The sequence below is a fragment of the Commensalibacter sp. M0133 genome (assembly GCF_016101485.1).
Lineage (GTDB): Bacteria > Pseudomonadota > Alphaproteobacteria > Acetobacterales > Acetobacteraceae > Commensalibacter > Commensalibacter melissae.
This window is the reverse complement of the sequence record NZ_JACFQI010000007.1, coordinates 1-23992: the sequence shown is the minus strand read 5'-3', so window position 1 is coordinate 23992 and position 23992 is coordinate 1. Positions and strand designations below refer to the sequence as shown.

Here is a 23992-nt window from a genome sequence, read left to right as displayed (position 1 = left end):
ACTTTAAGTTATTCAACAATCTCAGGATGAAGTTCAAAATATGCGTCTACAGAACACGTATCTTCAAATTGTTCTGGAACACCCATCAAAGCAGGTTTTATCGTTAAGTTATTACTATAAAGAGGAATAAAAGATTTACTATGTTATGCAATTGTTCAATAGCCCAACCTTTGTTAAATATGATTTTGAAAGCTTGAACCAATTCTATTGAGCTTATTAGAAAATATTGATACAACAACTTCAAGTGGTAAATTTATATTTCATTTATTTGGAGCTTTAGCTCAATTTGAAAAAGATTTAATTCAAGAACGAACAAGAGCTGGTCTGAAAGCGGCAAGAGATCAAGGAAGAATTGGTGGAAGACCTGTTGTAATAACAGATGAAAAACTTAAAAAAGCCAAAAAACATCTTAAAAATTGATTAAATGTCAGAGAGGCTGCCGCTCGCATTAAAGTTAGTTCAACAACCTTGTACAAAGCACTTAATATCAAGAAATCTTATATGTAAAACAATAAAAACTAATTTTGTTTTTGTTTAACATAATGATCAAAAGCTAATACCAATAATTCATTGAGCTTTAAATCATGAGATGCTGCAAATACACGAAAACGCTTTCTAAAATCTGAAGATACTCTAAAATTTAGAGGCATATCATTTTTATCTTTATTTTGAATTAACTGATTTCCATTAGGAATAGACACATCTTTAGTGGATATACTATTTTTTTTAGTTGAGATTAAACCATCCAAATTTAGTTTATTTTTATTAGACATAACTATAAAATTTCTTTCTTTTTATTTTTCTTTTTAGTTTTTATACGTGCAAGCACGAAAGATAACAATTTGTATATTTCTTGTGAACTTTTTCCGTTTTTATTTGTTTCCATTACGGTTTTACCATCAATCATTGATGATGCGTAATCAATGCGATCATGTATAATAATAGGAGAAACCGTTCCATATTCAGATAATGCTGCAATTGTTTGAATTGTCAGGTGTGTATTATATTTTGCTTGAGTGATAACAAAGATAAATGGACATTTTACTTTTTGAATAATATCTATGGTACTACCTATGGCTCTTAAATCATGTGGACTTGGTCTTGTTGGAACAATTACTAAATCGGCAAGTTTAATAGTTTCATAAATTGCATTGGTAATAGCAGGTGGCGTATCTATTAATAACAATTTTACGCCAGCTTTTTTTAATGCTTCAATTTTTTCAGGTAATTTTTTTAAATCCGATGAAGTTAATGCAGGCATATTATTTTCACGAACATTCCACCAAGATAATAGAGATGATTGTGGATCCATATCTATTAAAACTGTAGGAGAAATATTATTCAATTCTGCTGCAACTGCCAAATGAGCTGTTAAAGTAGTTTTTGAAGATCCTCCTTTTTGACTAGCAATAACTATGACTTTCATTGTTTCACTATTACCTGAATAAAATTAATATTTTTTATATTAGCATATAACAATAATAGCAAAAAGCACGTAAAATACTTTTTTGCTTTAAAAAAAAATTATAAAGATATATTTATATAAAAATAAAATTATTTTGTTATTAGTCCATACAACGTTTTGTCCAGGTGCAATTCATTTTTCCCGTGAATTTTAATAAAACTTCTGAATAATCCACCCGCAGATTTTACCAGTCCCTTATCATGGCGAGCGTTTACAATAGCCAGTGCGGTTATGGCCTGTTTTATTCCGAAACAGTCACATGCCTCTTTCCATGCCGATTGATGGATACCCAGTGAATGTAAGACACAAGGTGCAATATTTTCCAAATCTGACCATGTTGCCCTGTCAGATATCCAGTCTCGAAAGAGGGGTGCTATTTTTAGAATCAATGCGGGTGAGATGATGAAACCGTTCAAGGTATCTTGATCGGAAATCATTTTATTCACAGTTTGACTACTATTAACTTCCTGAGTAATTACATTATTATATATTTTATGTTTGTTTGTACTTGTATATAGGGTGACATTTTTGTCATCCCCGGGTGACATATCAACATTGTTCTCCCTTATTTCATCATTCACGGCAACCTCGGTTTTTTCAAATATCTTCTGCAATGAATACTCAATCCGCATCAAGGTTTTGATATCCTGCGAACAACGCTTGAGCTGATTGGAGAATGATGCGATTTCCTCCATTATGGAGGCCTTGTCATCATGTCCCGCATAATCCAGTAAATTAAGGATTTTTCTTTTCCAGCCATGACATGCGAATTTTAGGGCATCTCTCTGTTTCCTGTAACTTTCCGCATCCCGAATGATGGCTTCAAACTCCTCTCTTCTCTCTGCAAGCGGTGACAGGTTGAAACCGCACCCCGCAATAACGGCCTGATCGGGATCATTGTTTTTTCTTTTTCCCCATCTCTTGCTTGTTCCAACCTCACACATCGTTATCAGACCTGCGTCGATTGCTTTCTTGCGTATCCTTTGCAATTTTCTCAAGTCATATCCCAATATGTCACACAGGGCCTGATTTGAAAGCCATACCAAGGGAAAACCGTTTTCCTCCCAATCTACGGGCCTTGTCCATTTGATCAGCAATTCTATAAAACGGAAAACGGAATCACTGATATTCAGTTCGGAGCTGACTTTTTTAAATACTGTCAGTATCTCGCTGCATGTGGTCGCCTTGAATTGTCCCGTCAATTTTTTAGACCAGAATAATTCGCTTTTCGTAATAGTTCTGCGTCCAGTGAATTGTGTGTTTTTTTTGGAAATATGACAGTCAGTAATCATTTTTTAATCATTTCAAATATTAAAATATCGTGAAAAATGAAAACTGCCCAACACAAAAGAATTAACAATTTTTCTCTTGCTTTTGTCATTTATATAACTTATATATAGGTTATGTTATGAAGTCCTATACATAATAATTCTTTGTGGTTGGGCAATTTTAAAAACCTCGCTTTAAAAAGCGGGGTTTTTTTATGTCGCAAAAGATGATTTCATTCGATGTTATCCCTTTCTTTTAAAAATTCATAAGCCTTAAAATACCCACAATGTATTATAAATTTAAGGTCATTGTAAATAAAAAAATATTCATTCCATGATTACAGATTGTTTTTTGTATATTAAAAATACTAATCTTTAAAACAAAATTTTATATAAATATATAAAATTGTTTTGCGTGCTTTTTGTTATTTTAACTTTTATGCATATTAACATTAAAGTTAAAACGAAAAATAAAAAGAAAGAAATTTTTATAATTCTATTTACAAATACCATTAAAAAACAATTAGTAATGAAAAGCTAAAAGGATTTAGACAATTCATTAAATCAATCGTAACAACAAATGTAATTTGTAATTTTAAAAGTGGATTTGTTAAATGGAAAACTTTTTAAGATTTTAATAATAATAAAGATATGGATAGTTATTTTATATTTTCTGCAACCATCTCTTGCATCGGCCAGAGCCTTTAAACGTCCAAGAAAATTAACTTCGTCCAACATATAAAGAACTCTGCCTTTTATATTTCCATTTGCTTGATATACAACACTCAGAAGAGAACCTATAATAAGATGACCCAAAGCTGGAGTGCTTTTTAATGAATATCCAGATGTTTGAATACAAATAGTTAAATTTCCATTGCGTAATTCTTTAGGATCAAAATCACCATAAGAAACTATATCAGCATACGCTTTGATACTTCACCATTTTGTTTCAGATACAGCATGTGAATAAATATCTGAAAATGTTTCAGAATAAACACCCATGAGTGAACCTGCCAATTGACGAGATTTTGTCTTCTGTCTATTAATTCTTCTGCTGTAGCATCACCTTCAAAATCACATATAATCAAAGAAGTTAATTTTCCATTTTTTCTCACCAAATAAAATTAAAGATCATTGTCAATCTTTTTTGTCAATTTTTTGTCAGAACCTGTCAGAATTTTGTCAGAAAATTTCAGAAATTTGTCAGAGCCTGTCAGAGATTAGTAAATTTCGTTCGTTTCACTCACCAGCACAGGACAAAAGCCCATGATTAATCCTTAATCTAGGGCTTTTTAAGGACATACACCATACGCAAGCATAGCTTTGCATAAGTATTTGATATATATAAGATTTTTATTTATAACTTGGATAATTATGTCGGACAGGTGTCGGACAAAATATAATATGTTGTTGATATATAAGTATTTTTTCGTCATACTTTCGTCGTACATTTTGACAGCGAAACTAAAGGTTTTTTATATATATTATATTTGTTAAATAATTATGAAATTATTTTATCCACAGGTGCACCTAAATACACGATAATAAAAAAGGACAACTGCTACAAACAATTGCCCTTTACAACCATTATTTTTATTATTTTTAATGCCTAAATCACTCATAGAGTGATTACGTGTTTCAATGGAAAAAACATCAGATTTTGGTATACGTTAAAAATATCTTGGATTTATTACATATCAAAATATTATTGTAATAATCAATAAAAAGAATTAAATAATATCGTTTACAAAACAAAATTATATTGATAAAAAATATTTTATTCTTGAATTATTTAATATAAAATGAAAAAAAGCGACGAACCAACAAATTCACAAATTATATATGGTTACAACTTTAGAATAGAAAGATTAAATTTAGGTTGGAGCCAAGAAAAAGCGGCAAATTATTCAAAAACATCAAAATCATTTATATCTCTTTTAGAACGTGCAAAAACTGGCATTAGTTTGAGAAAAGCAGAGGAACTTTCTCTAGTTTTATTTAATAAAGAATTAATTGACATGCTTAGGAAAAAACCAAGATCATACAAACGTGCACAAACAGAATTTCCTGTTGGACGTGTTGATCCCAAAAAAAAGAAAAAACTTATTAAATAGTATAAATATTAGCGCACTTTTAAAATGCGCCAACCGCTCTAATCAAAACATTTCTAATTGATTATCTAAGCCTTCATCAGCAATATGTTGTTTTAATGCTTCAATTTTATTGTAATGTTTCTATATGTCCATAGCTTTTAACCGTTAGCCACGACTATTTTAAATTACGAAAACCTCTTGATCATCGTATATATGGATTAGCTCGAAAACATTGTGAAAACAAAAAAATTGAAAAATATTACTTAAATCATTTTATAAAAAACAAGAACAACAGATGTAATTCATAATTTAAAAATAAGTATTAAATCTTAAATTTGCAATAAAAAAATTCAATATTATAATATTGAATAAAATATATATGATTATACCATAATAGTTTTAAATAAATAAATTTATAATTAACAATTATATTTTATATTCAATTGTTTTTTCTTAAAAAGAAGATTTCTTATAGTCATTAAAATTCTTAATCTTTTTATAAAATTTTTTTGTAAACATTTTGGAATTGTAATTTTTTTATATAAATATTATTATGTAATGTTTCTATAAATTAATTATTAATTTATTAAAATTATAATTTTAACGTTAAAATAACTATATAAAAACTTAATAAATTTTAAGGAAAAAAAATTAAGATGGCATCTTTTTCAAATAATGTAGATTTTAGAAATATTGTAATCAAAAATGATTATCCAATTATTTCCGGTGGTGTTTGGAATGCTGTATTAGATACATTTACAGGTGAAACTATTTATACCAGTAATCATACTGTTGTACATGGTCCTGTTAATATGATCCATGGAGTTTTAAACATTAAAAGCGGCGCCACTGTTAGCGGTATCTATCAGCTTGCCAATATGTCCGGTTTTGGTGGGGATGCAAACCCAACCATCAATATCGAAAATGGTGGAAAACTTGAAAATTCCCACATTTTCAACGGTTTTGTAAATATTCAAAATGGTGGCGTATCAGAAAACAACGAATATGTATCAGAAGTTGTAAATATCAAGAATGGTGGAACATCTGATAATGACAGTTTCTTTGATCCCGGTGATACAGCAGAACGTGGCGGTACATTAATCAACCGTTATTTGGCAGGTGGAAGCAGCTCTTTTCGTACCGCGGATTCCACTGCCAATGTTAATCTTGACAATGGTGGCAAAATCCACAATCCCCATATGGCCAATACAGGAAATAATAATAGTTTTCATGTAATGATACCTGTGGGAGACGAATGCAATGGAAATAATTGTTCACGAACAGTTTCAGCGGGCGAAACAGTATCAAACCTAACAGTTCTACCTTCTTGCTCCTTATCAGTGTACGGTAAAGCAAATAATACTATAATTAATGGTGGCTCTTTATATACTTATTCAGGATCAGTTGTAACAGGAGTAACTGATAATAATGCTGGAAATATATATGCATCTGGTGGAACACTTTCAGATGTAACTGTAAATAGCGCAGGAAATATAGGTGTAGCTGGCGGAACACTTTCAAATGTAACGATAAATAGTGCTGGACATTTAAATGCATCTGGCGGAACACTTTCAGATGTAACTGTAAATAATACCGGATCTGCTTATTTTACTAATGCCGGTACAAACGTAACAAACCTAAAATTAAATAGTGCCTCAGCAACTCTTGACAACTCAGCTACTGCAATAGGATCAATAATTAGCTCTGGTGGTAAGGAATACATTTCAACAGGTTCCATTGATTCCGCAGCCAAAATTTCATATGGCGGTCAACAATTCATTTCCGGAACACATAACACGTTTGCTTTTGCTAGAGATACAACCATTTATGCAGGGGCCACCCAAACCGTTTATGACTGGGGTAGAACAGAAAATGTAATTCTGTCAGGTGGAACACTTAATGTCAGTGCCGGTGGTGGTATCAATAATGACGTAAATTTCATCTCTGGTGGAACAGTCAATGTTTATTCCGGTGCAGGCGTTTCCACTACAATAGATAATGGTGGTAAAGAATACGTTTATAATGGTGGTTGGACAAATAACACAATTGTCCGTAACGGCTTCCAATATGTAATGAGTGGAGGTGTTGTTAGTACTACTACAGTAGATGATAATGGAATTGTAACAGTTAATTCCAATGGCACAGCAAAAAATATTACCGTTAATGATGGCGGTGAAATCAGGGTTTCCGGTGGAACTGTGGATACCGCTTCAATCAACAATAATGGTATTGTTGATATTAATGGAGGTACTATCAATAATGCCACTATTGAATATGGAGGTATCTTAAATATTGTTAGTGGTTATACAGGAAATATTTATGTAAACAATGGTGGCGCTTTATTAATATCACCAGATCAAGTAACTGGTTTGGGTCAAATTCATTTACAAACAGGTGGATTTATTAACCATCGAAGAGTTCTTAAAGATACTGTAATTAATAGTCTTACAAAAGAAACCTTAACCGCTTTATTTAATGATCCAACTTTATTTTCACCTATAAATTCAACTACTGATATAAATACAAATACGGATAAAAATACAACAATTATTCATGGATGGGATGAATTAAATGATCTTTTAAATAATCCTGAATATTTCGAGCAAGAACAAAATCCTCTTTTAAGGACCGCCAATAGTTCTTCACTTCCTACTACTGACGATAAAGGAAACCCCATAGAATGGATTACTAATCCACCACATGAAGAAGATTCAGATTCAGATCCAGATGCAGATAAACGTGTAGACCTAAGAAGTTATATACTTACTAAACAACCAAATGATCTGGGACAAGCTCAATTCTATTCCTTTTTACCTCCAGGTCATATAGATCGTGTTTGGGGTGTTAAAGTCGCATATGGAGGAGATGACCAAAAATTATCGGATCATCAATTTGGTGATGTTCTTTTATATGGAAACAATGTTACTGATTATGCTGATAGTATAACTTATAAAGCTCATATCTATATTGCAGACACAGCTAATTTAATAGTAAATGACTCAAATTCAGTTATTCCAAATGCTACAGTTTATGAAAACTCTACGCTAAAAGCAACCGATGGTCAAATTGGTAACTTAACTGTTGACGGTGGAACAGCAACTTTTTCTAAAAATGCAAAATTGACCGGAACGTTAAATTTAGAAAATAATGGACGTGCCACCATTGAAACTGAAACCGGCGGTATTATTGATCTGCAAGGAACAGAAAACAACGGTCTAATTATTTCTGGAAAAGCTGCTGCAAATGGCATAGAAGTTAAATCAACTATCGATAATTTTGATGGTCATGATAAAATTACTTTAGAAGATATTCAACGTAGTGATGTTGCAGGTGTTGAATTTACAGATGACGATCATGTAAAAATTACTTTAAAAGATGGTTCATCCATTACATTACATATTATCGGTATCAAAAACACTGGTTATATTCTAGGTGAAAATCCTGATGGTAGCCTTACTTTTGCGGCCTGTTTCTTGGCTGGCGCTTTGATATCCACGTTTAATTCGACAATGGCCGTTGAAGCCATTAAAACCGGAGATATAGTCAAGACATTTGACTGGAAGACAAACCAGACAACTAATGCCACTGTTATTTGGGTTGGTCAGAAACATACCAATGTAAAAACATATTTGTCAGATGATCTTGCTGGTTATCCTGTACGTATTTTAAAAAATGCGATTTCTGAAAATGTTCCAAATGAGGATCTACTTGTAACTCCAGAACATTGTCTATTTTTTGATGGCAACTTTGTTCCCGCCCGTATGTTGGTAAACGGACGCTCAATCTATTATGATTATTCCATTACCTCTTATGATTATTATCATATTGAAACAGAACAACATTCTGTCATTTGGGCTAATGGAATGCTAACTGAAAGTTATCTGGATACAGGAAATAGAAATACGTTTAAGAATGATCAAAAAGTTGTTTCCTTGTTCAATAATATCAAAACTTGGGATAATGATGCGGCAGCGCCATTGAATGTTCATCGTGATTTCGTAGAACCTATTTACAATCAAATTAATAAACGTGCTCTAGATATTAATTTTGAATTACAAACAGAACATTTTGCTCTTACATCAGATCCAAATCTGTATTTGACAACAGAATTGGGAACAATTATTCAACCACATGCATGCAATAATGGAAAATATATATTTAATATTCCAGAAGGTATAGACAAGGTTGATCTTATTTCAAGAACTGGTCGTCCATGTGAAACTGTTGGTTCATTTATTGATGATCGTCGTGAACTCGGTGTATTAGTTGGAAACGTATTTGTCATCAACAAAAATGATATTCACGAAATAACTGATCACTTATCGAACCCTGATTTAACCGGCTGGGATGTTATTGAACAATCTCCTTGTCGTTGGACAAAAGGAAAGGCCACTTTAAATATTCATGCTACCCAATCAGGAAAAAGCGTCTTGATAGTTAATATATTAGCTGCGGGTCCTTATCTTCTTGATGAGAAAAAAGAACTTTATAAAAAAGTTGGATAATTAATTAAAAATAATATTTGCCCATATAGGCAAATATTACCACATTAATTTTTATAATAATTTAATTAGCATCTAGAAAAAGAATTATACCTTTTTAGATGCTAATTTTTTGCCCTTAATTATCAATCTAGGACAAATTAAATCTACTATGTTTAATACCATCATAAATATGCTCAACAATTATGATATCATTTAATTATATTCTCAAAAATCATCTAATAGAAAACACTGTCTTTCCTATTGTTCCTATTATAGGAATATTAATTATTATGGTTTAACAGAAAAGCAAAATGCAACCACAAACAGCACAAAACAATGGGTTTACCCAAATATACAATAAAGGTTGGAAAAGAATTGTAGAACTATCAGGTAATAATAAATCAAGTCCTATTGGTTTATATGCTTTTTTTGCTGAACATATTGATTCTGCTTGTGGTGCTTTAGTTTGCGATCAACAATTTCTTGCAGATCACTTCAATGTTACAACAAGAACGATACGAAATTGGCTAAACTTTTTAGAAAGTAAAAAAGCAGTTTTACGCATTCCTGTTGCAGGACGTGTTTGTGCTTATGCTTTAGATCCTCATGAAGTATGGAAAGGCTATAGAACAGCTAAAAATTATGCTGCCTTTACAACAAAAACACTCGTTAATAAAAACGGTGAAATACAAAGACGCTTACAAGCTATGTTTAGTAAAAAATTATAATAAGGATAAGTTACATGCTATTTGGAGCAATCGAATACTTATACCATAGCATCATTCATATTGAAACGCATACTTCAAAAGGAAACGTTACTGCAACAGGTTTTATTATAAACCTCTGTCAAAAAAATAATAGTAGCATTCCAGTTGTTATTACTAATAAACATGTAATAGAAAATGCAATACATTTATTTTTTGTTTTTACTCTTAAAGGAGAAGATAATAAACCTTTATATGGAACATCCCTTAAAGTTCGACTTAAAAACTTTGAAAAAAAATGTTTTAAACATCCTGATGAAGAAATAGATTTAGTCGCCATCGTGATAGGAGATATTTTAAATGTTGCAAAGGAAAATAAAAAAGAACTATTTATAGCACCATTAGATACAAATCTAATTCCTAACGAAACTGAAAGACAAAATTATTCTGTTATGGAAGAGATTATTATGATTGGATATCCTAATAATCTCTGGGATGAAGAAAATAACTTACCTATTATAAGAAAAGGCATTACTGCCACACACTCTGCTATTAATTTTAATAGAAAAAAAATTTTTTTAACTGATATCGCTAGTTTTCCTGGCTCCAGCGGATCACCTATATTTTTAGCAAATATTAATGGTTATCTAGATTTAGTCAAACAGTCATACGTTATAGGTAGTAGAATAAAATTATTAGGTATTCATTTTGCTGGGGTACATCATACTGCTCTTGGAGAATTTAAAATAATACCTGATAAAATGTGCATAAAAACAAAAATACCCAATAATATTGGGGCTGCAATTAATTCAAAAGAAATTTTAGAAATAGAAAAAATAATAGCTAAAACAGTTAATATCTTTTAACCGGTCAAGAAGCGGTTTTTTCTTGAGTGATTTTCAATTCGCTTTTTTTTTGCAAATTTTAGCAGTTTTCCACAATTTAAAAGGGAAATTATAGAGGGATATAATATATCTATTATATCTAGTAAATTTTAAAATTATCAATTATCGTTGGGAAACCGTAAAAAATGCTCTTGCAATACTTACCATAGCGTGGCAACAATTATTTATTTATTAACAGGGTCAAATCATGACTGCAAAGATCAAAAGATTTCAACCTAAAGAAAAACAAGAAAAGCAACAAGATTTATTAGAATTATTATCAATTCTTGAGCGCTTTCCAGAATTAAATGAGAGAAAAATATCTTCTTTATTGTGGGAAGTTAAACGAAAAAATAATCTTAGCAACCCTAATACATGGACATTTACCCTAAACAAAATAGAGCTGTTGTTGATTGGTTAGAGGAAAAAAGCAAACGACCTTTAAAAGCATTAAGATTATGGGCTTTATTATTTGAAAATGTTCAAAAAGAAACTGGTCAAATTATGCTTTCATGTCGAGAAATAGCACAAGAAATAAATATCCAGACACAAACCGTTACCAATATCATGTCTGAATTAGAAAGTATCAAAGCAATTTTGAAACAGAAAAATGGACGAGGCGTTATGTATTACATGAATCCAAATATCGCCAACCATTATCCTAGAGAAATTAGAAACGGCGAGCAGAAAAAAGCCCCTCAATTAAAGATTATTGATGGAGGAATAATTTGATTTGTTTAGCTTAATGATAACTCTTTCCATCTTACTATTAGTAATAATCTTATTTTTTTATAATCGAATAAAAGCACAAATTAATATTCGTAAAAACATTAAAATGCTTACTATAGAATCCGAAAAAGGTAGAAAAGTTGCTCAATTTTCCCTTGGCGTTATATACCTTGAGGGTATGAAAATTAAGGGTATAAAAATTCCAAAAAATTATCAAAAAGCTTTTGATTTAATAAGTAAATCTTCTGACCAAAATTTTTCCCCCGCACAAAATACACTTGGCCAAATGTATTACAAAGGGAAAGGTGTCCCTCAAAACTATACTTTAGCTTTTTATTTTTATAGTAGAGCAGCTAATCAAGGAGATCCAAATGCCCAATTATGCCTTGGTATCATGTATATGGAGGGAGAAGGTATTACCAAAAATTATAGTATCGCAGCTGAATGGCTTACTAAAGCAGCTAATCAAGGAGATCCAAATGCCCAATTATTACTTGGTATCATGTATATGGATGGAAAAGGTGTTACCAAAAATTATAATATAGCAACTGAATGGCTTACTAAAGCTGCAAACCAAGGAAATGAAAATGCAAAAGAAGGACTACGTATAATAAGAACACAATTAATTAACTAAATGTGTTTTTATTTCCTAAAAGCTTTATTTGATATTTTGCTTTTATTTCTTTTTTTTGCGGTTTTACTTCAATGCATCTAGAGATTTTTCGAGCAAGTTCTTCAACTGTTGGTTTTCCTGCTCTAACCTGTTCAATCGTTCGCTTAATGTGTTCATAAGCTCGTTTTGTTGCCTCACCAACCTGTCTAATGCGTCCTTCAAAAGTTTCTCTGTCGGTGTCATTTAGTTTTTCCCTAGCTTGATAATTCGGTAGTCTTGATCGTCTCCGAATACTTGATTGTTGTATTGAGGATCGACCTTGATGCAAAGCAGGGTTTCTTTGTTTTTCGTTGTGCAGTTCGCCAACATCAGCCCCTTGCTGTTTGCCTTGTAAATTTCTGCCGACTGCTTCCATTCCCGCATATTCATATATTGGTTTGTCGCTGCGTTGATGAGATAAAACAACCCCACTATCAAAACCGCTCCAACCCCGATTATGATCCAGAACGGCACCTTGTAGAGCCTGATCAAGTCTTTCTGTATGGCTTGTTTTTGACGCTCCAAATCGTTTCAAAAACTCTGCATGTCTGCGGTCAACTGCTTTTGCAAGTTCTGTTCCTGCCTGGTGATTGCCTCCAATAGCTTTTGCTTGGCTTCCAAGTCCTTTTGCTCGCTGTATTTCTTCAATTGCTCGATTGAGTTCGAAAGACTGCTCATAGATTGCCCCTTTAAGCCTTAAATTTCGCCCGTCTGTCTTGATGGAGATGTTTTTGGGTGTAACTTCTAGCGATTTCAAAACCAGCCTCTGTAAGGCAATTTAAAACATCCTCACGTGTCTGAACGCGTCCCTTTTCCAGTTCCCCTCGTAAAAGCCCGTTAATCGCTTCCTGAGCCTCTTTTTTGTTTTTGGGCATGTTCGTCATTTGACGCCTCTGCGGTGCGTCTGGGTCGCTTAAACCATAGGTCTGATTGATTACCTTCTTAAAGTTATCTGCTAGGGAACGATCTGACTTGTCATAATAGACCGATAACCGCTTCCCACTTTCAAGCTCTACGTTTGGCACAAAGAAGTTTAACTCAAGCCTCCCTTTATCGGTATGTTCTATCCAACAGATGTTATATTGCTCTGGCTCCAACCCCGCGAAAAAGGTTTCTTCAAAGGTCCGCATGATTTCCTGTTTATAAGCATCAGGGATAGAAGCTTCCTCAAATGACAAACAACCAACCGTATATTGATTCTTGAAGTCTAATCCCTCTGCAATATCAACGGAAAGTCTAGGGTTTCCTTGAAGAACTTGAAATTCACCTTCGTTCTTCTTGAGCAAATAATCCATTGATCCACGAGGACTGCCTTCCGATTTAGGGTGAGGAAAGAATTTAATGATCATTTTCGAGCAAACTCGTTAATTGTTGTTCGATATGAATAATCTCAATCAACCATTCAATATTGTTTTTTGAATATTGGATTTTCTTGGCAATCTGGTTGAGATTGACGCCAATCTTGTTCAATTCGTAAAGCAGTAAAGGATCAACTGTTGTAACTTCCTTTCTAGGTTTTTGTTTTAAACAGGTTTCACGTATCCACTCTGCCAATCGAGGCTTGGTCTTTCTTTGAAGCAACTGTTCGTATTCTTCTTGGGTTGTCATAATCTCAATTTTTTGATTCGCTTTTTCATGATTTCTTCTTTGCTGTAAAAAGGGGTTAAGGGGAACCTTCCCTTACAAGAATACAAACCATGGAAAATCATACTTGATTTAACAGCATTAAAAGAAAACACCATGATGCATTTTTATACGGAGCATATGAGTTCTAAAACTAAACATCACCAGATGCTTATATAATAAATTAAAAGCTAATAGATGATTTCTATTGTTGAGCATGAAATGCGAATAAGTTTAGTATCCAGTACTGGAACACACATCTTGCCAGCTTAATATAGTATTTTTTTGTCCTTTTTTGTATTCTTTTATTTGATAGAATAATTTTTTGTAATAAAATACAAAAAAGGATAAAAACGGACAAAATTAGATCAGTTTATTTATACACATCTTTACGATAACCAACAGCAACGCATATCAAAATTAATAGATCATCTTTAATTTCACAGATGAGGAGATAATATCCAATACAATACCGCCAATATCCCTTTAAATTACCAGTAAGAATTTTACCTCTTTCTTTAGGATTATCATGGCCATCAAGGTTTTTCTTAATCCATGCTAATATTAAACGTGCCTGTTGCTTATCAAATGATTTTAAATCTTTGTAAAAGCCTTTTTCATAAACAATCTTAAACACATTAGACACCAAATTTTTGATACAAATCTTCTATATCAAAATTAGGTTCGTTAGCTTTACGACGTTTATCTGCCATATCTGTAAGATTATAATCAAACTCATTTTCTACCATTTCATTAACAGCAGATAAAACAAGATTGGATAAAGAAATGTTCTTTAATTTGGCTATTTCTTGTAGTTCAAATTTAATGTGATCGTCTATTCTAATATTTAACATCGACATAATAATTCTCCTTATGTATTACATATGCAATACAATTATGGAAAGATAACAAGATCATAACTTTAAGTGCTTATACTCTTTCATTACTCTCTGAACCGTTGAAAGACTGATATTTAAAGCTTTGGCTGTTTTTCTGTAACTAGCCCCTTCTTTACTCATAGCCTCTATAATAACGCTACTATCAATCGTTTTCCTTCGACCTTTATATTTCCCTGCTTGTTTTGCTTTGGCTATGCCTTCTCTTTGTCGTTCTCTAATTAGGCTTCTTTCGAATTCAGCAAAACTTCCTAATAGTTGAAACATCAGTTTTTTAATAGGATCTTGGCCATTTTTAAACGTTAGATTTTCTTTATGAAAATGAATAGTAACGCCCCTAGCATTTAAATCCTCTACCAATTGGCTTAAGTCTTTCAGGTTTCTTGCTAGCCGATCAATAGAGTGAACATGAATAACGTCACCTTCTCTGACATATTCTAGCATCGCTTGTAATTGAGGTCTTTGCGTATCTACACCACTGGTTTTATCTGTAAAGGTTTTATCTAGCTTAACCTCATCAAGCTGTCTTTCTGTATTTTGATATTCAGAACTAACACGAATATATCCAATATCACTCATAATGATCTTTATTGTATTCTTTTAAGTTTGAGATGTTTATCTATTAGACTATATTCTTAAATAAATCAACTTAAATAAATACGGATTTCAATTGTTTTTGTATTTATGAGAATGTATTCTTTTAAATGTAATCTAATAAATACATAAATGATTATGATTACAATCTATCCATCAATTCACTAATCAAATAGTTTATAAAAAATATAGGATTTTATTTAATCATAATAATATTGCAATTTAAACTACATATTGTTATTATATATGTATATTATATCAATATATAGTTTTTTAAGATCTTTTATGCCTTATCAATTTATTGAACTAAATCCAAATATTTTAAATAATCCTAAAATAAGAGAACCTCAAATTGAATCTTATCAATCTACTATAAATTATTTTAATAAACAACCAGTTCAAGAACGGGAAGTTGGTATTATTTTACCTGTTGGGTGTGGTAAATCTGGAGTTATTAGTTTAATTCCCTTTGCACTAAAATCAAAAAAAACACTAGTCATTGCTCCAAATCTAAATATAGCAGATCAACTATATCAAAATTTTGTCTATTCTCATGATAATATTTTTTATAAAAAATGTGAAATATTAAAGGATAATTTTCCTGAACCTGCTGAAATAAGATCAGATAAATCTAATTTATCCGACTTAGAAGAAGCAGATATTGTTATTACAAATATTCAGCAATTACAGGGAAGTGATAATAAATGGCTAGAAAAATTGGATCAAAACTTCTTTGACTTAATAATATTCGATGAAGCTCACCATAATGTTGCTGAGACATGGAACAACTTAAAGCAACATTTTCCTGATGCAAAAATTGTAAATCTAAGTGCTACACCTAAACGTGCAGATGGGCAAATGATGGCAGGCAACATCATTTATACTTATTCTATAAAAAAGGCAATCGATAAAGGTTATGTTAAAAATTTAACTGCAACACAGCTTGATCCTCAAAGTTTAAAATATGTCCGTAATGATGGTAAAGAAATTGAGGTTCCTTTAGAAGAGGTAATTCGACTTGGTGAAGAAGATGTTGACTTCAAAAAATCTATTGTTACTTCTGAAAAAAGTTTAAATACAATTGTAGATGCATCTATACAAAAATTAAAAGAATTACGAGAAATAACTCAAGAAAAGAATTTAAAAATAATTGCATCAGCACTAAATTATGCACATTGTAAACAAATTACTGCTGCATACCGCGCTAAAGGTTATAAAGCCGATTACATACATTCAAAAGAAGATAGTAAACACAATAAAAGAGTTCTTAAAAATTTAAACAATCACGATCTTGATGTAATCGTACAAGTCAGGAAATTAGGTGAAGGTTTTGATCATCCTTATTTATCTGTTGCAGCGATCTTCAGTGTATTTACCAACTTATCACCTTTTGTTCAATTTGTTGGTCGAATAATGCGTGTAATAGAGCAAAACAAACCTAATAGTCCTTTAAATCAAGGTGTTGTTGTTTATCATGCTGGTAGTAATATTATTGGAAGATGGTCTGATTTTCAAAACTTTAGCACAGAAGATCAAAAATATATCCAAAATACATTTTTCATCACTGAGCATGTGACCATTTCTAGTAAAGATAATGCTGATAAATCTATAAATAATGATTTTATAGATCGTATAGAAATTACTAATCAATCATCAGTAATGGTTAAAAATATTAATTTAATTGACGATGGTCTATCAAAAAATGCTATCAATCAATTTAATAAACTTGAAGAAGAAATCATAGAAATTAAAGCTACCAAACAAAGCAGAAGACAAGCACAAAGAAAGTTATTGGATGATCAAATTAAAACACAAACTGGCCGTATATTGTCTACATTAAGTGAAAAAAGCGAAGCATACACGTTGGATAAAAATTATGTTCATAATAATTATGCTTTTATCAAATCTCTAATAGATAACCAAGTAAATCAATTACTCAGTATAAAAAGTAATATGAGACATGAAATAGGGGCAGACAAAATTAAATTAGCTTTAGAAAATATGGATAACATTGTACAAGAAATTTTAAATAAATTAATAAATATAAAAAATGAAATCAATTATTAAAAATATTTCTTGGGATATAGCTCTTCGCCAACATACATGCAAATCTAATTCTCGTCACTGTATCAAACAAGGTGAAAGGCGATTAAAAATAAAAGAGGGACGTAAAATAAGTTATTATTGTAATAATTGTGCAGAGAAAATTTTAAATAATGGATTAAATAAAATTATTGAGTTATCGAAAACATCTTAATAAATTATTTTCTAGGTGGAATCAGAGGTTCCTTTAATGCCATTTCAAACAAATTTATCTCTTTTCCCATTGACGACAATAGCACAGACGAATGCCTTTTAATTTTCTTTACTTTTATATCTCTGTTTACCCAATGATTAATATATTTTTTAGATTTATCATAAAATAAACATACTTGTTGTAAAGCAAGCAGATTTACAACAAAGACTTTATCAAAATTGAACTTTTCTTTAATAAAAAATGCTAATGATTCATTCATAAAAGTTCCACCACAAAAATCATTACCAGTTAGTAATATAACGACCTCATCAAATTTTTTAACTTTTTTGTAAATTTCATATTTATCTCGTTTTTTCTCACAAGCATCAAAAATATCCTTAGTTGTAATGGTATAAGAAATACTTTTAAGAGGGGCAGAATTACTATCAATTTTATTTATATTCTTTAATGTCTCCCTCTCTATATCTTTTCCATATTTCTTATCATTTAAATATTCTAAAACCTGTTCATTTTGTACAGTGGTGATTTCAATACCTATTTTTTTACCACTTTCTACGACTTCTATAGCTGCATCAGGTCGATCAGTTTGTTTAAAATCACAAACATAATTTCCATATGTTTCATATAAAACTTCGTGGCATCCCAGTAATATTTGTCTTTCATAAGATATTTTTATATCATTTCTACTTTTTTTGACCATTACGGGGGAACCGCAGAATTCGGAAAAAATCGTACGCTAAGCTAACGGTGTTCTCGTGACAGCTCTTTGACTAGGCTTTCTAAGGCCATTCTGATAGCCCTGACTTCCTGAAAAGCCATGGCTAAAATTTGTGCGGCTAAAAGGGATAACCGATGGTAAAGTAAGTTATCCCTGTCGAGATACTGAAAAGCGTTATCCTCGTTTTTCCCAAAACTGTTTTGCCAGTTCGCTCAGAGCGCTAGTTAACTGAGCGACAGATTTCGCACTTTGCAAATTATTCTGCCCGGTCTGTACATTGGTATCAGCAGCATCGCGTATATTGATAATACTGCGGTTTATGTCTTCACTTACTGCTCCCTGCTGCTCGACCGCAGTCGCTATTTGCGCGTTCATGTCGGTAATTTCGTTAACGCGTTGGCCAATTCCATCAAGAGCTGTAGCTGCTTCCTCTGCGTGAGCTACACTCGTGTGCGCTTGCCGACTACTTTGCTCCATGACTGTAACAGCGGATTGCGCTCGCTCTTGTAGAGCGCTGATCATGCTTTGAATATCCGTTGTCGATTGCTGTGTGCGAGCAGCAAGACTGCGAACCTCATCGGCGACAACAGCAAAACCACGCCCCTGCTCACCAGCACGCGCGGCCTCAATTGCTGCGTTGAGTGCCAACAAATTCGTTTGCTCGGCGATCCCTCGTATAACGTCAAGAACTTTTGATATCTCGTTACTTTGACCTTCAAGCTCATGAATAACCTGAGTGGCTTGCCTAATTTCACCTTCAAGGGCAGTGATTGACTGGCTTGTGTGGGCTACCAGACGCTGGCCAGATGCCGTCTCAGTGTCTGCTCTTCCGGCCGCATCTGCAGCATGCTGTGCATTGCTCGCAACCTCTTGAATGCTTGCCACCATTTGGTTTACTGCCGTTGCTATTTGATCTGTCTCTGCCTGCTGCTCAACTGTAAGTACATTGCTTGACTCAATATCCTTTAGTAGGCCTCGGGTGTGTTCGCTAAGCCGATTTGATGCATCACCTATGCGACCTACTATGGCGCCTGTTTCAGCTTGCATCATTCGTAAAGCAAACTCTATTTGGCCAAACTCATCGGTGCGCCCAGTGTAGAGGGATTGACTTAATGGGTTATTGGAAATATTCCTGGCTCTTTCAACCAGTCTTCCAAGAGGAGAGAGAATAGCCAAAACACTAACAGAGCTTAAGCTTCCTGACATTAAAGTGGCTAACAATAAGCTGCTTATTGATGTATCAGTAAGCATGCCGGCAGCCATTGCGCTTGATATAATACTACCCCATATGAGCAAGAGTATTTTCACGGAAAAGCTAGCAGCCAATTTCGGCCTCGCGGCCTTCCCGCTTCTCAATTGAGCATATAATTTTTCCGCAGCCAAAACCTGCTCAGGTTCAGGCTTGGTCCTTACAGACTGGTATTCAACAATCGAACCATTCTTAGCTATTGGCGTTACATAAGCACTTACCCAATAGTGGTCGCCATTTTTACAGCGATTTTTTACTAGCCCCATCCATGAGCGGCCAGATTTTAATGTACTCCACATATGCTCAAATGCAGCAGGCGGCATATCTGGGTGTCTTACGATGTTGTGAGGCTGGCCTAATAGTTCTTCCTCAGTGAAACCACTGATTTTAATGAAGTCAGGATTAACGTACGTGATATGGCTTTGAGGGGAGGTAGTCGAAAGAATATTGGCATCTTTTGGGAGTTCTAAGTTTCGACCCGTCACTGGTAAATTCTGGCGCATAAGAACCTCAAGGGTTGGCTGTTTTATTTTATTGTTTTCGGCATTAAGCCCAATTTCTTGAGCGTTACGATAAAGCTAGCATGGAAACGATAGGTGCAAGCAAGTTAAGGGTTGCATCGCGCATGTCAATCTAGGCTATACCCTAACTTGATGTCAGGCAGGGCCGCGCCGCTTCGTCAGAATAGAGTCTGCTTTCCCATTTTTTGACACATGCCCGCGAAGGTTATAGATTTCAGCCTGACAGAAATGGGCTTTGAGGCACAACGGAACAGAAAGTGCACTTAAGCCGCCTTCAACCAAGGAGACATCGTGCAGGGGCACCGCATCGGCTACGTCCGGGTCAGCAGCTTTGACCAGAACCCGGAACGCCAGCTGGAACAAACCCAGGTGAGCAAGGTGTTCACCGACAAGGCATCGGGCAAGGACACCCAGCGCCCCCAGCTCGAAGCGCTGCTGAGCTTCGTCCGCGAAGGCGATACAGTGGTGGTGCACAGCATGGATCGGCTGGCCCGCAACCTCGATGACCTGCGTCGCTTGGTACAGAAGCTGACTCAGCGCGGCGTGCGCATCGAGTTCCTGAAGGAGGGCCTGGTGTTCACTGGCGAGGACTCGCCGATGGCCAACCTGATGCTGTCGGTGATGGGGGCCTTCGCTGAGTTCGAGCGCGCCCTGATCCGCGAGCGGCAGCGTGAGGGCATCGCCTTGGCCAAGCAGCGTGGCGCGTACCGGGGCCGCAAGAAAGCCCTGTCCGATGAGCAGGCTGCTACCCTGCGGCAGCGAGCGACGGCCGGCGAGCCCAAGGCGCAGCTTGCCCGCGAGTTCAACATCAGCCGGGAAACCCTCTACCAGTACCTCCGCACGGACGACTGACACATGCCGCGTCGCTTGATCCTCTCGGCCACGGAGCGGGACACCCTGCTTGCGCTGCCGGAAAGCCAGGATGACCTGATCCGCTACTACACCTTCAACGACTCCGACCTGTCGCTGATCCGCCAGCGACGCGGCGACGCCAACCGCCTCGGCTTCGCCGTGCAGCTCTGCCTGCTGCGCTACCCCGGTTACGCGCTGGGAACCGACAGCGAGCTGCCCGAGCCGGTCATCCTGTGGGTGGCGAAGCAAGTCCAGGCCGAGCCGGCGAGCTGGGCAAAGTACGGCGAGCGCGACGTGACCCGTCGCGAGCATGCCCAGGAACTGCGCACCTACCTGCAACTGGCCCCGTTCGGCCTGTCCGACTTCCGCGCCCTGGTGCGCGAGCTAACCGAGCTGGCCCAGCAGACCGACAAAGGCTTGCTGCTGGCCGGTCAGGCCCTGGAGAGCCTACGGCAGAAACGACGCATCCTGCCGGCGCTGAGCGTGATTGACCGGGCCTGCTCGGAAGCCATTGCGCGAGCCAATCGGCGGGTCTACCGCGCCCTGGTCGAACCACTCACGGACTCGCATCGGGCCAAGCTGGACGAGCTGTTGAAGCTCAAGGCCGGCAGCAGCATCACCTGGTTGACCTGGCTGCGCCAGGCACCGCTGAAACCCAACTCTCGGCACATGCTGGAACACATCGAGCGGCTGAAGACATTTCAGTTGGTGGACTTGCCCGAAGGCCTGGGCCGGCACATCCACCAGAACCGCCTGCTCAAGCTGGCCCGCGAGGGTGGGCAGATGACGCCCAAAGACCTCGGTAAGTTCGAGCCGCAGCGCCGCTACGCGACCCTGGCCGCCGTGGTGCTGGAGAGCACCGCGACCGTGATCGATGAGCTGGTCGATCTGCATGACCGCATCCTGGTCAAGCTGTTCAGCGGCGCGAAGCACAAGCATCAGCAGCAGTTCCAGAAGCAGGGCAAGGCGATCAACGACAAGGTGCGCCTGTACTCCAGGATCGGCCAGGCGCTGCTGGAAGCGAAGGAAAGCGGCAGCGACCCCTATGCCGCCATCGAGGCGGTGATTCCCTGGGACGAGTTCACCGAGAGCGTCAGCGAGGCCGAGCTGCTGGCCCGGCCGGAAGGCTTCGACCACCTGCACCTGGTCGGCGAGAACTTCGCCACCCTGCGCCGTTACACGCCGGCCTTGCTGGAGGTGCTGGAACTGCGCGCCGCGCCGGCCGCGCAAGGCGTGCTGGCAGCCGTGCAGACCCTGCGTGAGATGAACGCCGACAACCTGCGCAAGGTGCCGGCCGATGCACCCACGGCCTTCATCAAGCCGCGCTGGAAGCCGCTGGTGATCACCCCGGAAGGCCTCGACCGGAAATTCTACGAAATCTGCGCCCTGTCCGAGCTGAAGAACGCCCTGCGCTCCGGCGACATCTGGGTCAAGGGCTCGCGGCAGTTCCGCGACTTCGACGACTACCTGCTGCCGGCCGAGAAGTTCGCCGCACTCAAGCGCGAGCAGGCCCTGCCCCTGGCGATCAACCCGAACAGCGACCAGTACCTGGAAGAGCGTTTGCAGCTGCTGGACGAGCAGTTGGCCACCGTCACCCGCCTGGCCAAGGACAACGAGCTGCCCGATGCCATCCTCACCGAGTCAGGGCTGAAAATCACCCCGCTGGATGCGGCGGTGCCGGATCGGGCGCAGGCGCTGATCGACCAAACCAGCCAGTTACTGCCGCGCATCAAGATCACCGAACTGCTGATGGACGTGGACGACTGGACGGGCTTCAGCCGCCACTTCACCCACTTGAAGGACGGGGCCGAGGCCAAAGACAGGACGTTGCTGCTGTCCGCAATCCTCGGTGATGCGATCAACCTCGGGCTGACCAAGATGGCCGAGTCGAGCCCCGGCCTGACCTACGCCAAGCTGTCCTGGCTGCAAGCCTGGCACATCCGCGACGAAACCTATTCGGCGGCCTTGGCCGAGCTGGTCAACCACCAGTATCGCCACGCCTTTGCCGCCCACTGGGGCGACGGCACGACCTCATCCTCCGATGGCCAGCGCTTCCGCGCGGGTGGCCGGGGCGAGAGCACCGGGCACGTCAACCCGAAGTACGGTAGCGAGCCGGGACGGCTGTTCTATACCCATATCTCCGACCAGTACGCGCCGTTCAGCACCCGCGTGGTGAATGTCGGCGTCCGCGATTCCACCTATGTGCTCGACGGCCTGCTGTACCACGAGTCCGACCTGCGGATCGAGGAGCACTACACCGACACGGCCGGCTTCACCGATCACGTCTTTGCCCTGATGCACCTGCTAGGCTTCCGCTTCGCGCCGCGCATCCGCGACCTCGGCGAAACCAAGCTGTACGTGCCGCAGGGCGTGCAAGCCTACCCGACGTTGCGCCCGCTGATCGGCGGCACCCTGAACATCAAGCACGTGCGTGCCCACTGGGACGACATCCTGCGCCTGGCCAGCTCGATCAAGCAGGGCACCGTCACCGCCTCGCTGATGCTGCGCAAGCTCGGCAGCTACCCGCGCCAGAACGGACTGGCCGTGGCCCTGCGCGAGCTGGGCCGGATCGAGCGCACGCTGTTCATCCTGGACTGGCTGCAAAGTGTTGAACTGCGCCGCCGCGTGCATGCCGGCCTGAACAAAGGTGAGGCGCGCAACTCGCTGGCCAGGGCGGTGTTCTTCAACCGCCTTGGGGAAATCAGGGATCGGAGCTTCGAGCAGCAGCGCTACCGGGCCAGCGGCCTCAACCTGGTGACGGCGGCTATCGTGCTGTGGAACACGGTGTACCTGGAACGCGCCACCCAGGGGTTGGTCGAGGCCGGCAAGCCGGTGGACGGCGAGCTGCTGCAATTCCTGTCGCCGCTGGGCTGGGAGCACATCAACCTAACCGGCGATTACGTCTGGCGGCAGAGCCGCAGACTGGAAGACGGGAAGTTTCGGCCCTTACGGATGCCCGGAAAACCTTAGCGTACGATTTTTTCCGAATTCTGCGGGCTCCCC

General features: G+C 37.8%; 22 protein-coding genes and 2 pseudogenes. 12 read left to right on the top strand and 12 right to left on the bottom strand.

Translation table 11 applies throughout. The features are described from left to right. Positions 1-210 precede the first annotated feature (210 nt). Positions 211-507 (top strand): annotated as a pseudogene (locus H3T46_RS08690) (recombinase family protein); the annotation flags it as partial. 11 nt (positions 508-518) lie between these two features. On the opposite strand, the gene H3T46_RS08685 reads toward H3T46_RS08690, so the two are convergent. The 4 genes from H3T46_RS08685 to H3T46_RS09070 form a co-directional block, all read right to left on the bottom strand. Beyond that, complete coding sequence (locus H3T46_RS08685) at positions 519-773, bottom strand: hypothetical protein (protein ID WP_110439617.1); 255 nt, start codon at positions 771-773, stop codon at positions 519-521. Positions 774-775: 2 nt separating this feature from the next. After that, positions 776-1426, bottom strand: coding sequence for a ParA family protein (locus H3T46_RS08680; RefSeq protein ID WP_122124319.1), 651 nt, complete (start codon positions 1424-1426; stop codon positions 776-778). 128 nt (positions 1427-1554) lie between these two features. Further along, positions 1555-2757 (bottom strand): plasmid replication protein RepC, encoded by a 1203-nt coding sequence (gene repC / locus H3T46_RS08675; protein WP_198198310.1) that lies wholly within the window; start codon positions 2755-2757, stop codon positions 1555-1557. Between the two features lie 540 nt (positions 2758-3297). Further along, entirely contained in the window at positions 3298-3648 is a 351-nt protein-coding gene (locus H3T46_RS09070; RefSeq protein ID WP_370533626.1) for a type IV secretory system conjugative DNA transfer family protein, read from the bottom strand. A gap of 887 nt (positions 3649-4535) precedes the next feature. On the opposite strand from H3T46_RS09070, the gene H3T46_RS08665 reads away from it, so the two are divergent. From H3T46_RS08665 to H3T46_RS08630, 8 genes are all read left to right on the top strand, one after another. Beyond that, the gene (locus H3T46_RS08665) at positions 4536-4847 is read left to right on the top strand and encodes a helix-turn-helix domain-containing protein (RefSeq protein WP_198198308.1); all 312 of its coding nucleotides are present in this window, start codon (positions 4536-4538) and stop codon (positions 4845-4847) included. Between the two features lie 188 nt (positions 4848-5035). Continuing rightward, positions 5036-5134, top strand: coding sequence for a hypothetical protein (locus H3T46_RS09065; protein WP_370533625.1), 99 nt, complete (start codon positions 5036-5038; stop codon positions 5132-5134). A gap of 348 nt (positions 5135-5482) precedes the next feature. Further along, a complete protein-coding gene (locus H3T46_RS08655) occupies positions 5483-9331 on the top strand; it encodes a Hint domain-containing protein (RefSeq protein WP_198198306.1) in 3849 nt (1282 codons plus the stop codon). 290 nt (positions 9332-9621) lie between these two features. After that, on the top strand, positions 9622-10038 hold the full coding sequence (locus H3T46_RS08650) for a helix-turn-helix domain-containing protein (protein ID WP_198198304.1): 417 nt from the start codon (positions 9622-9624) through the stop codon (positions 10036-10038). 14 nt (positions 10039-10052) lie between these two features. Next, positions 10053-10880, top strand: a complete 828-nt coding sequence (locus tag H3T46_RS08645) for a serine protease (protein ID WP_198198302.1) — start codon at positions 10053-10055, stop codon at positions 10878-10880. A gap of 226 nt (positions 10881-11106) precedes the next feature. Then, positions 11107-11319: a hypothetical protein gene (locus H3T46_RS08640; RefSeq protein WP_198198300.1), complete on the top strand. Its 213-nt coding sequence runs from the start codon at positions 11107-11109 to the stop codon at positions 11317-11319. Beyond that, complete coding sequence (locus tag H3T46_RS08635; RefSeq protein WP_198198299.1) at positions 11274-11630, top strand: replication/maintenance protein RepL; 357 nt, start codon at positions 11274-11276, stop codon at positions 11628-11630. The genes H3T46_RS08640 and H3T46_RS08635 overlap by 46 nt, the downstream gene beginning before the upstream one ends. A gap of 1 nt (position 11631) precedes the next feature. Beyond that, positions 11632-12261 carry a tetratricopeptide repeat protein gene (locus tag H3T46_RS08630; protein WP_198198296.1) on the top strand — a complete coding sequence of 210 codons (630 nt, stop codon included), beginning with the start codon at positions 11632-11634 and terminating at the stop codon, positions 12259-12261. On the opposite strand, the gene H3T46_RS08625 is transcribed toward H3T46_RS08630, so the two are convergent. The 6 genes and pseudogenes from H3T46_RS08625 to H3T46_RS08600 all read right to left on the bottom strand — a co-directional run bounded on the left by H3T46_RS08625 (position 12254) and on the right by H3T46_RS08600 (position 15377). Further along, positions 12254-13036 (bottom strand): hypothetical protein, encoded by a 783-nt coding sequence (locus H3T46_RS08625; RefSeq protein ID WP_198198294.1) that lies wholly within the window; start codon positions 13034-13036, stop codon positions 12254-12256. The two genes, H3T46_RS08630 and H3T46_RS08625, sit on opposite strands and share 8 nt — an antisense overlap. Beyond that, positions 12969-13574 (bottom strand): relaxase/mobilization nuclease domain-containing protein, encoded by a 606-nt coding sequence (locus H3T46_RS08620; protein ID WP_232350042.1) that lies wholly within the window; start codon positions 13572-13574, stop codon positions 12969-12971. The genes H3T46_RS08625 and H3T46_RS08620 overlap by 68 nt, the downstream gene beginning before the upstream one ends. 43 nt (positions 13575-13617) lie before the next feature. Continuing rightward, a pseudogene (locus H3T46_RS08615) lies at positions 13618-13899 on the bottom strand (plasmid mobilization relaxosome protein MobC); the annotation flags it as partial. A 376-nt stretch (positions 13900-14275) separates the two neighbouring features. Next, the gene (locus H3T46_RS08610; RefSeq protein WP_198198288.1) at positions 14276-14539 is read right to left on the bottom strand and encodes a type II toxin-antitoxin system RelE/ParE family toxin; all 264 of its coding nucleotides are present in this window, start codon (positions 14537-14539) and stop codon (positions 14276-14278) included. Position 14540: 1 nt separating this feature from the next. Beyond that, positions 14541-14762, bottom strand: a complete 222-nt coding sequence (locus H3T46_RS08605; protein WP_196424287.1) for a DUF6290 family protein — start codon at positions 14760-14762, stop codon at positions 14541-14543. A gap of 54 nt (positions 14763-14816) precedes the next feature. Beyond that, a complete protein-coding gene (locus H3T46_RS08600) occupies positions 14817-15377 on the bottom strand; it encodes a recombinase family protein (protein ID WP_198195158.1) in 561 nt (186 codons plus the stop codon). Positions 15378-15677: 300 nt separating this feature from the next. On the opposite strand from H3T46_RS08600, the gene H3T46_RS08595 reads away from it, so the two are divergent. Beyond that, complete coding sequence (locus H3T46_RS08595; RefSeq protein ID WP_198198286.1) at positions 15678-17459, top strand: DEAD/DEAH box helicase; 1782 nt, start codon at positions 15678-15680, stop codon at positions 17457-17459. Between the two features lie 194 nt (positions 17460-17653). On the opposite strand, the gene H3T46_RS08590 is transcribed toward H3T46_RS08595, so the two are convergent. Next, positions 17654-18349 carry a hypothetical protein gene (locus tag H3T46_RS08590; RefSeq protein WP_198198284.1) on the bottom strand — a complete coding sequence of 232 codons (696 nt, stop codon included), beginning with the start codon at positions 18347-18349 and terminating at the stop codon, positions 17654-17656. Positions 18350-18541: 192 nt separating this feature from the next. Next, positions 18542-20119, bottom strand: coding sequence for a PAS domain-containing methyl-accepting chemotaxis protein (locus H3T46_RS08585; protein WP_001323889.1), 1578 nt, complete (start codon positions 20117-20119; stop codon positions 18542-18544). Positions 20120-20428: 309 nt separating this feature from the next. On the opposite strand from H3T46_RS08585, the gene H3T46_RS08580 reads away from it, so the two are divergent. Both H3T46_RS08580 and H3T46_RS08575 read left to right on the top strand, forming a co-directional pair. After that, complete coding sequence (locus H3T46_RS08580) at positions 20429-20989, top strand: recombinase family protein (protein ID WP_001161490.1); 561 nt, start codon at positions 20429-20431, stop codon at positions 20987-20989. Positions 20990-20992: 3 nt separating this feature from the next. After that, positions 20993-23959: a Tn3-like element TnAs1 family transposase gene (locus tag H3T46_RS08575; RefSeq protein ID WP_001138014.1), complete on the top strand. Its 2967-nt coding sequence runs from the start codon at positions 20993-20995 to the stop codon at positions 23957-23959. The last annotated feature ends 33 nt before the right edge of the window (positions 23960-23992 follow it).

Excerpts from the sequence above, each read along its gene's own strand:
- H3T46_RS08600 (WP_198195158.1), bottom strand. The coding sequence starts at position 15,377 with ATGAGTGATATTGGATATATTCGTGTTAGTTCTGAATATCAAAATACA.
- H3T46_RS08575 (WP_001138014.1), top strand. The coding sequence starts at position 20,993 with ATGCCGCGTCGCTTGATCCTCTCGGCCACGGAGCGGGACACCCTGCTT.
- H3T46_RS08605 (WP_196424287.1), bottom strand. The coding sequence starts at position 14,762 with ATGTCGATGTTAAATATTAGAATAGACGATCACATTAAATTTGAACTA.
- H3T46_RS08685 (WP_110439617.1), bottom strand. The coding sequence starts at position 773 with ATGTCTAATAAAAATAAACTAAATTTGGATGGTTTAATCTCAACTAAA.
- H3T46_RS08635 (WP_198198299.1), top strand. The coding sequence starts at position 11,274 with ATGGACATTTACCCTAAACAAAATAGAGCTGTTGTTGATTGGTTAGAG.
- H3T46_RS08640 (WP_198198300.1), top strand. The coding sequence starts at position 11,107 with ATGACTGCAAAGATCAAAAGATTTCAACCTAAAGAAAAACAAGAAAAG.
- H3T46_RS08645 (WP_198198302.1), top strand. The coding sequence starts at position 10,053 with ATGCTATTTGGAGCAATCGAATACTTATACCATAGCATCATTCATATT.
- H3T46_RS08595 (WP_198198286.1), top strand. The coding sequence starts at position 15,678 with ATGCCTTATCAATTTATTGAACTAAATCCAAATATTTTAAATAATCCT.
- H3T46_RS08680 (WP_122124319.1), bottom strand. The coding sequence starts at position 1,426 with ATGAAAGTCATAGTTATTGCTAGTCAAAAAGGAGGATCTTCAAAAACT.
- repC (WP_198198310.1), bottom strand. The coding sequence starts at position 2,757 with ATGATTACTGACTGTCATATTTCCAAAAAAAACACACAATTCACTGGA.
- H3T46_RS08620 (WP_232350042.1), bottom strand. The coding sequence starts at position 13,574 with ATGGATTATTTGCTCAAGAAGAACGAAGGTGAATTTCAAGTTCTTCAA.
- H3T46_RS08650 (WP_198198304.1), top strand. The coding sequence starts at position 9,622 with ATGCAACCACAAACAGCACAAAACAATGGGTTTACCCAAATATACAAT.
- H3T46_RS08585 (WP_001323889.1), bottom strand. The coding sequence starts at position 20,119 with ATGCGCCAGAATTTACCAGTGACGGGTCGAAACTTAGAACTCCCAAAA.
- H3T46_RS08590 (WP_198198284.1), bottom strand. The coding sequence starts at position 18,349 with ATGGTCAAAAAAAGTAGAAATGATATAAAAATATCTTATGAAAGACAA.
- H3T46_RS08665 (WP_198198308.1), top strand. The coding sequence starts at position 4,536 with ATGAAAAAAAGCGACGAACCAACAAATTCACAAATTATATATGGTTAC.
- H3T46_RS08655 (WP_198198306.1), top strand. The coding sequence starts at position 5,483 with ATGGCATCTTTTTCAAATAATGTAGATTTTAGAAATATTGTAATCAAA.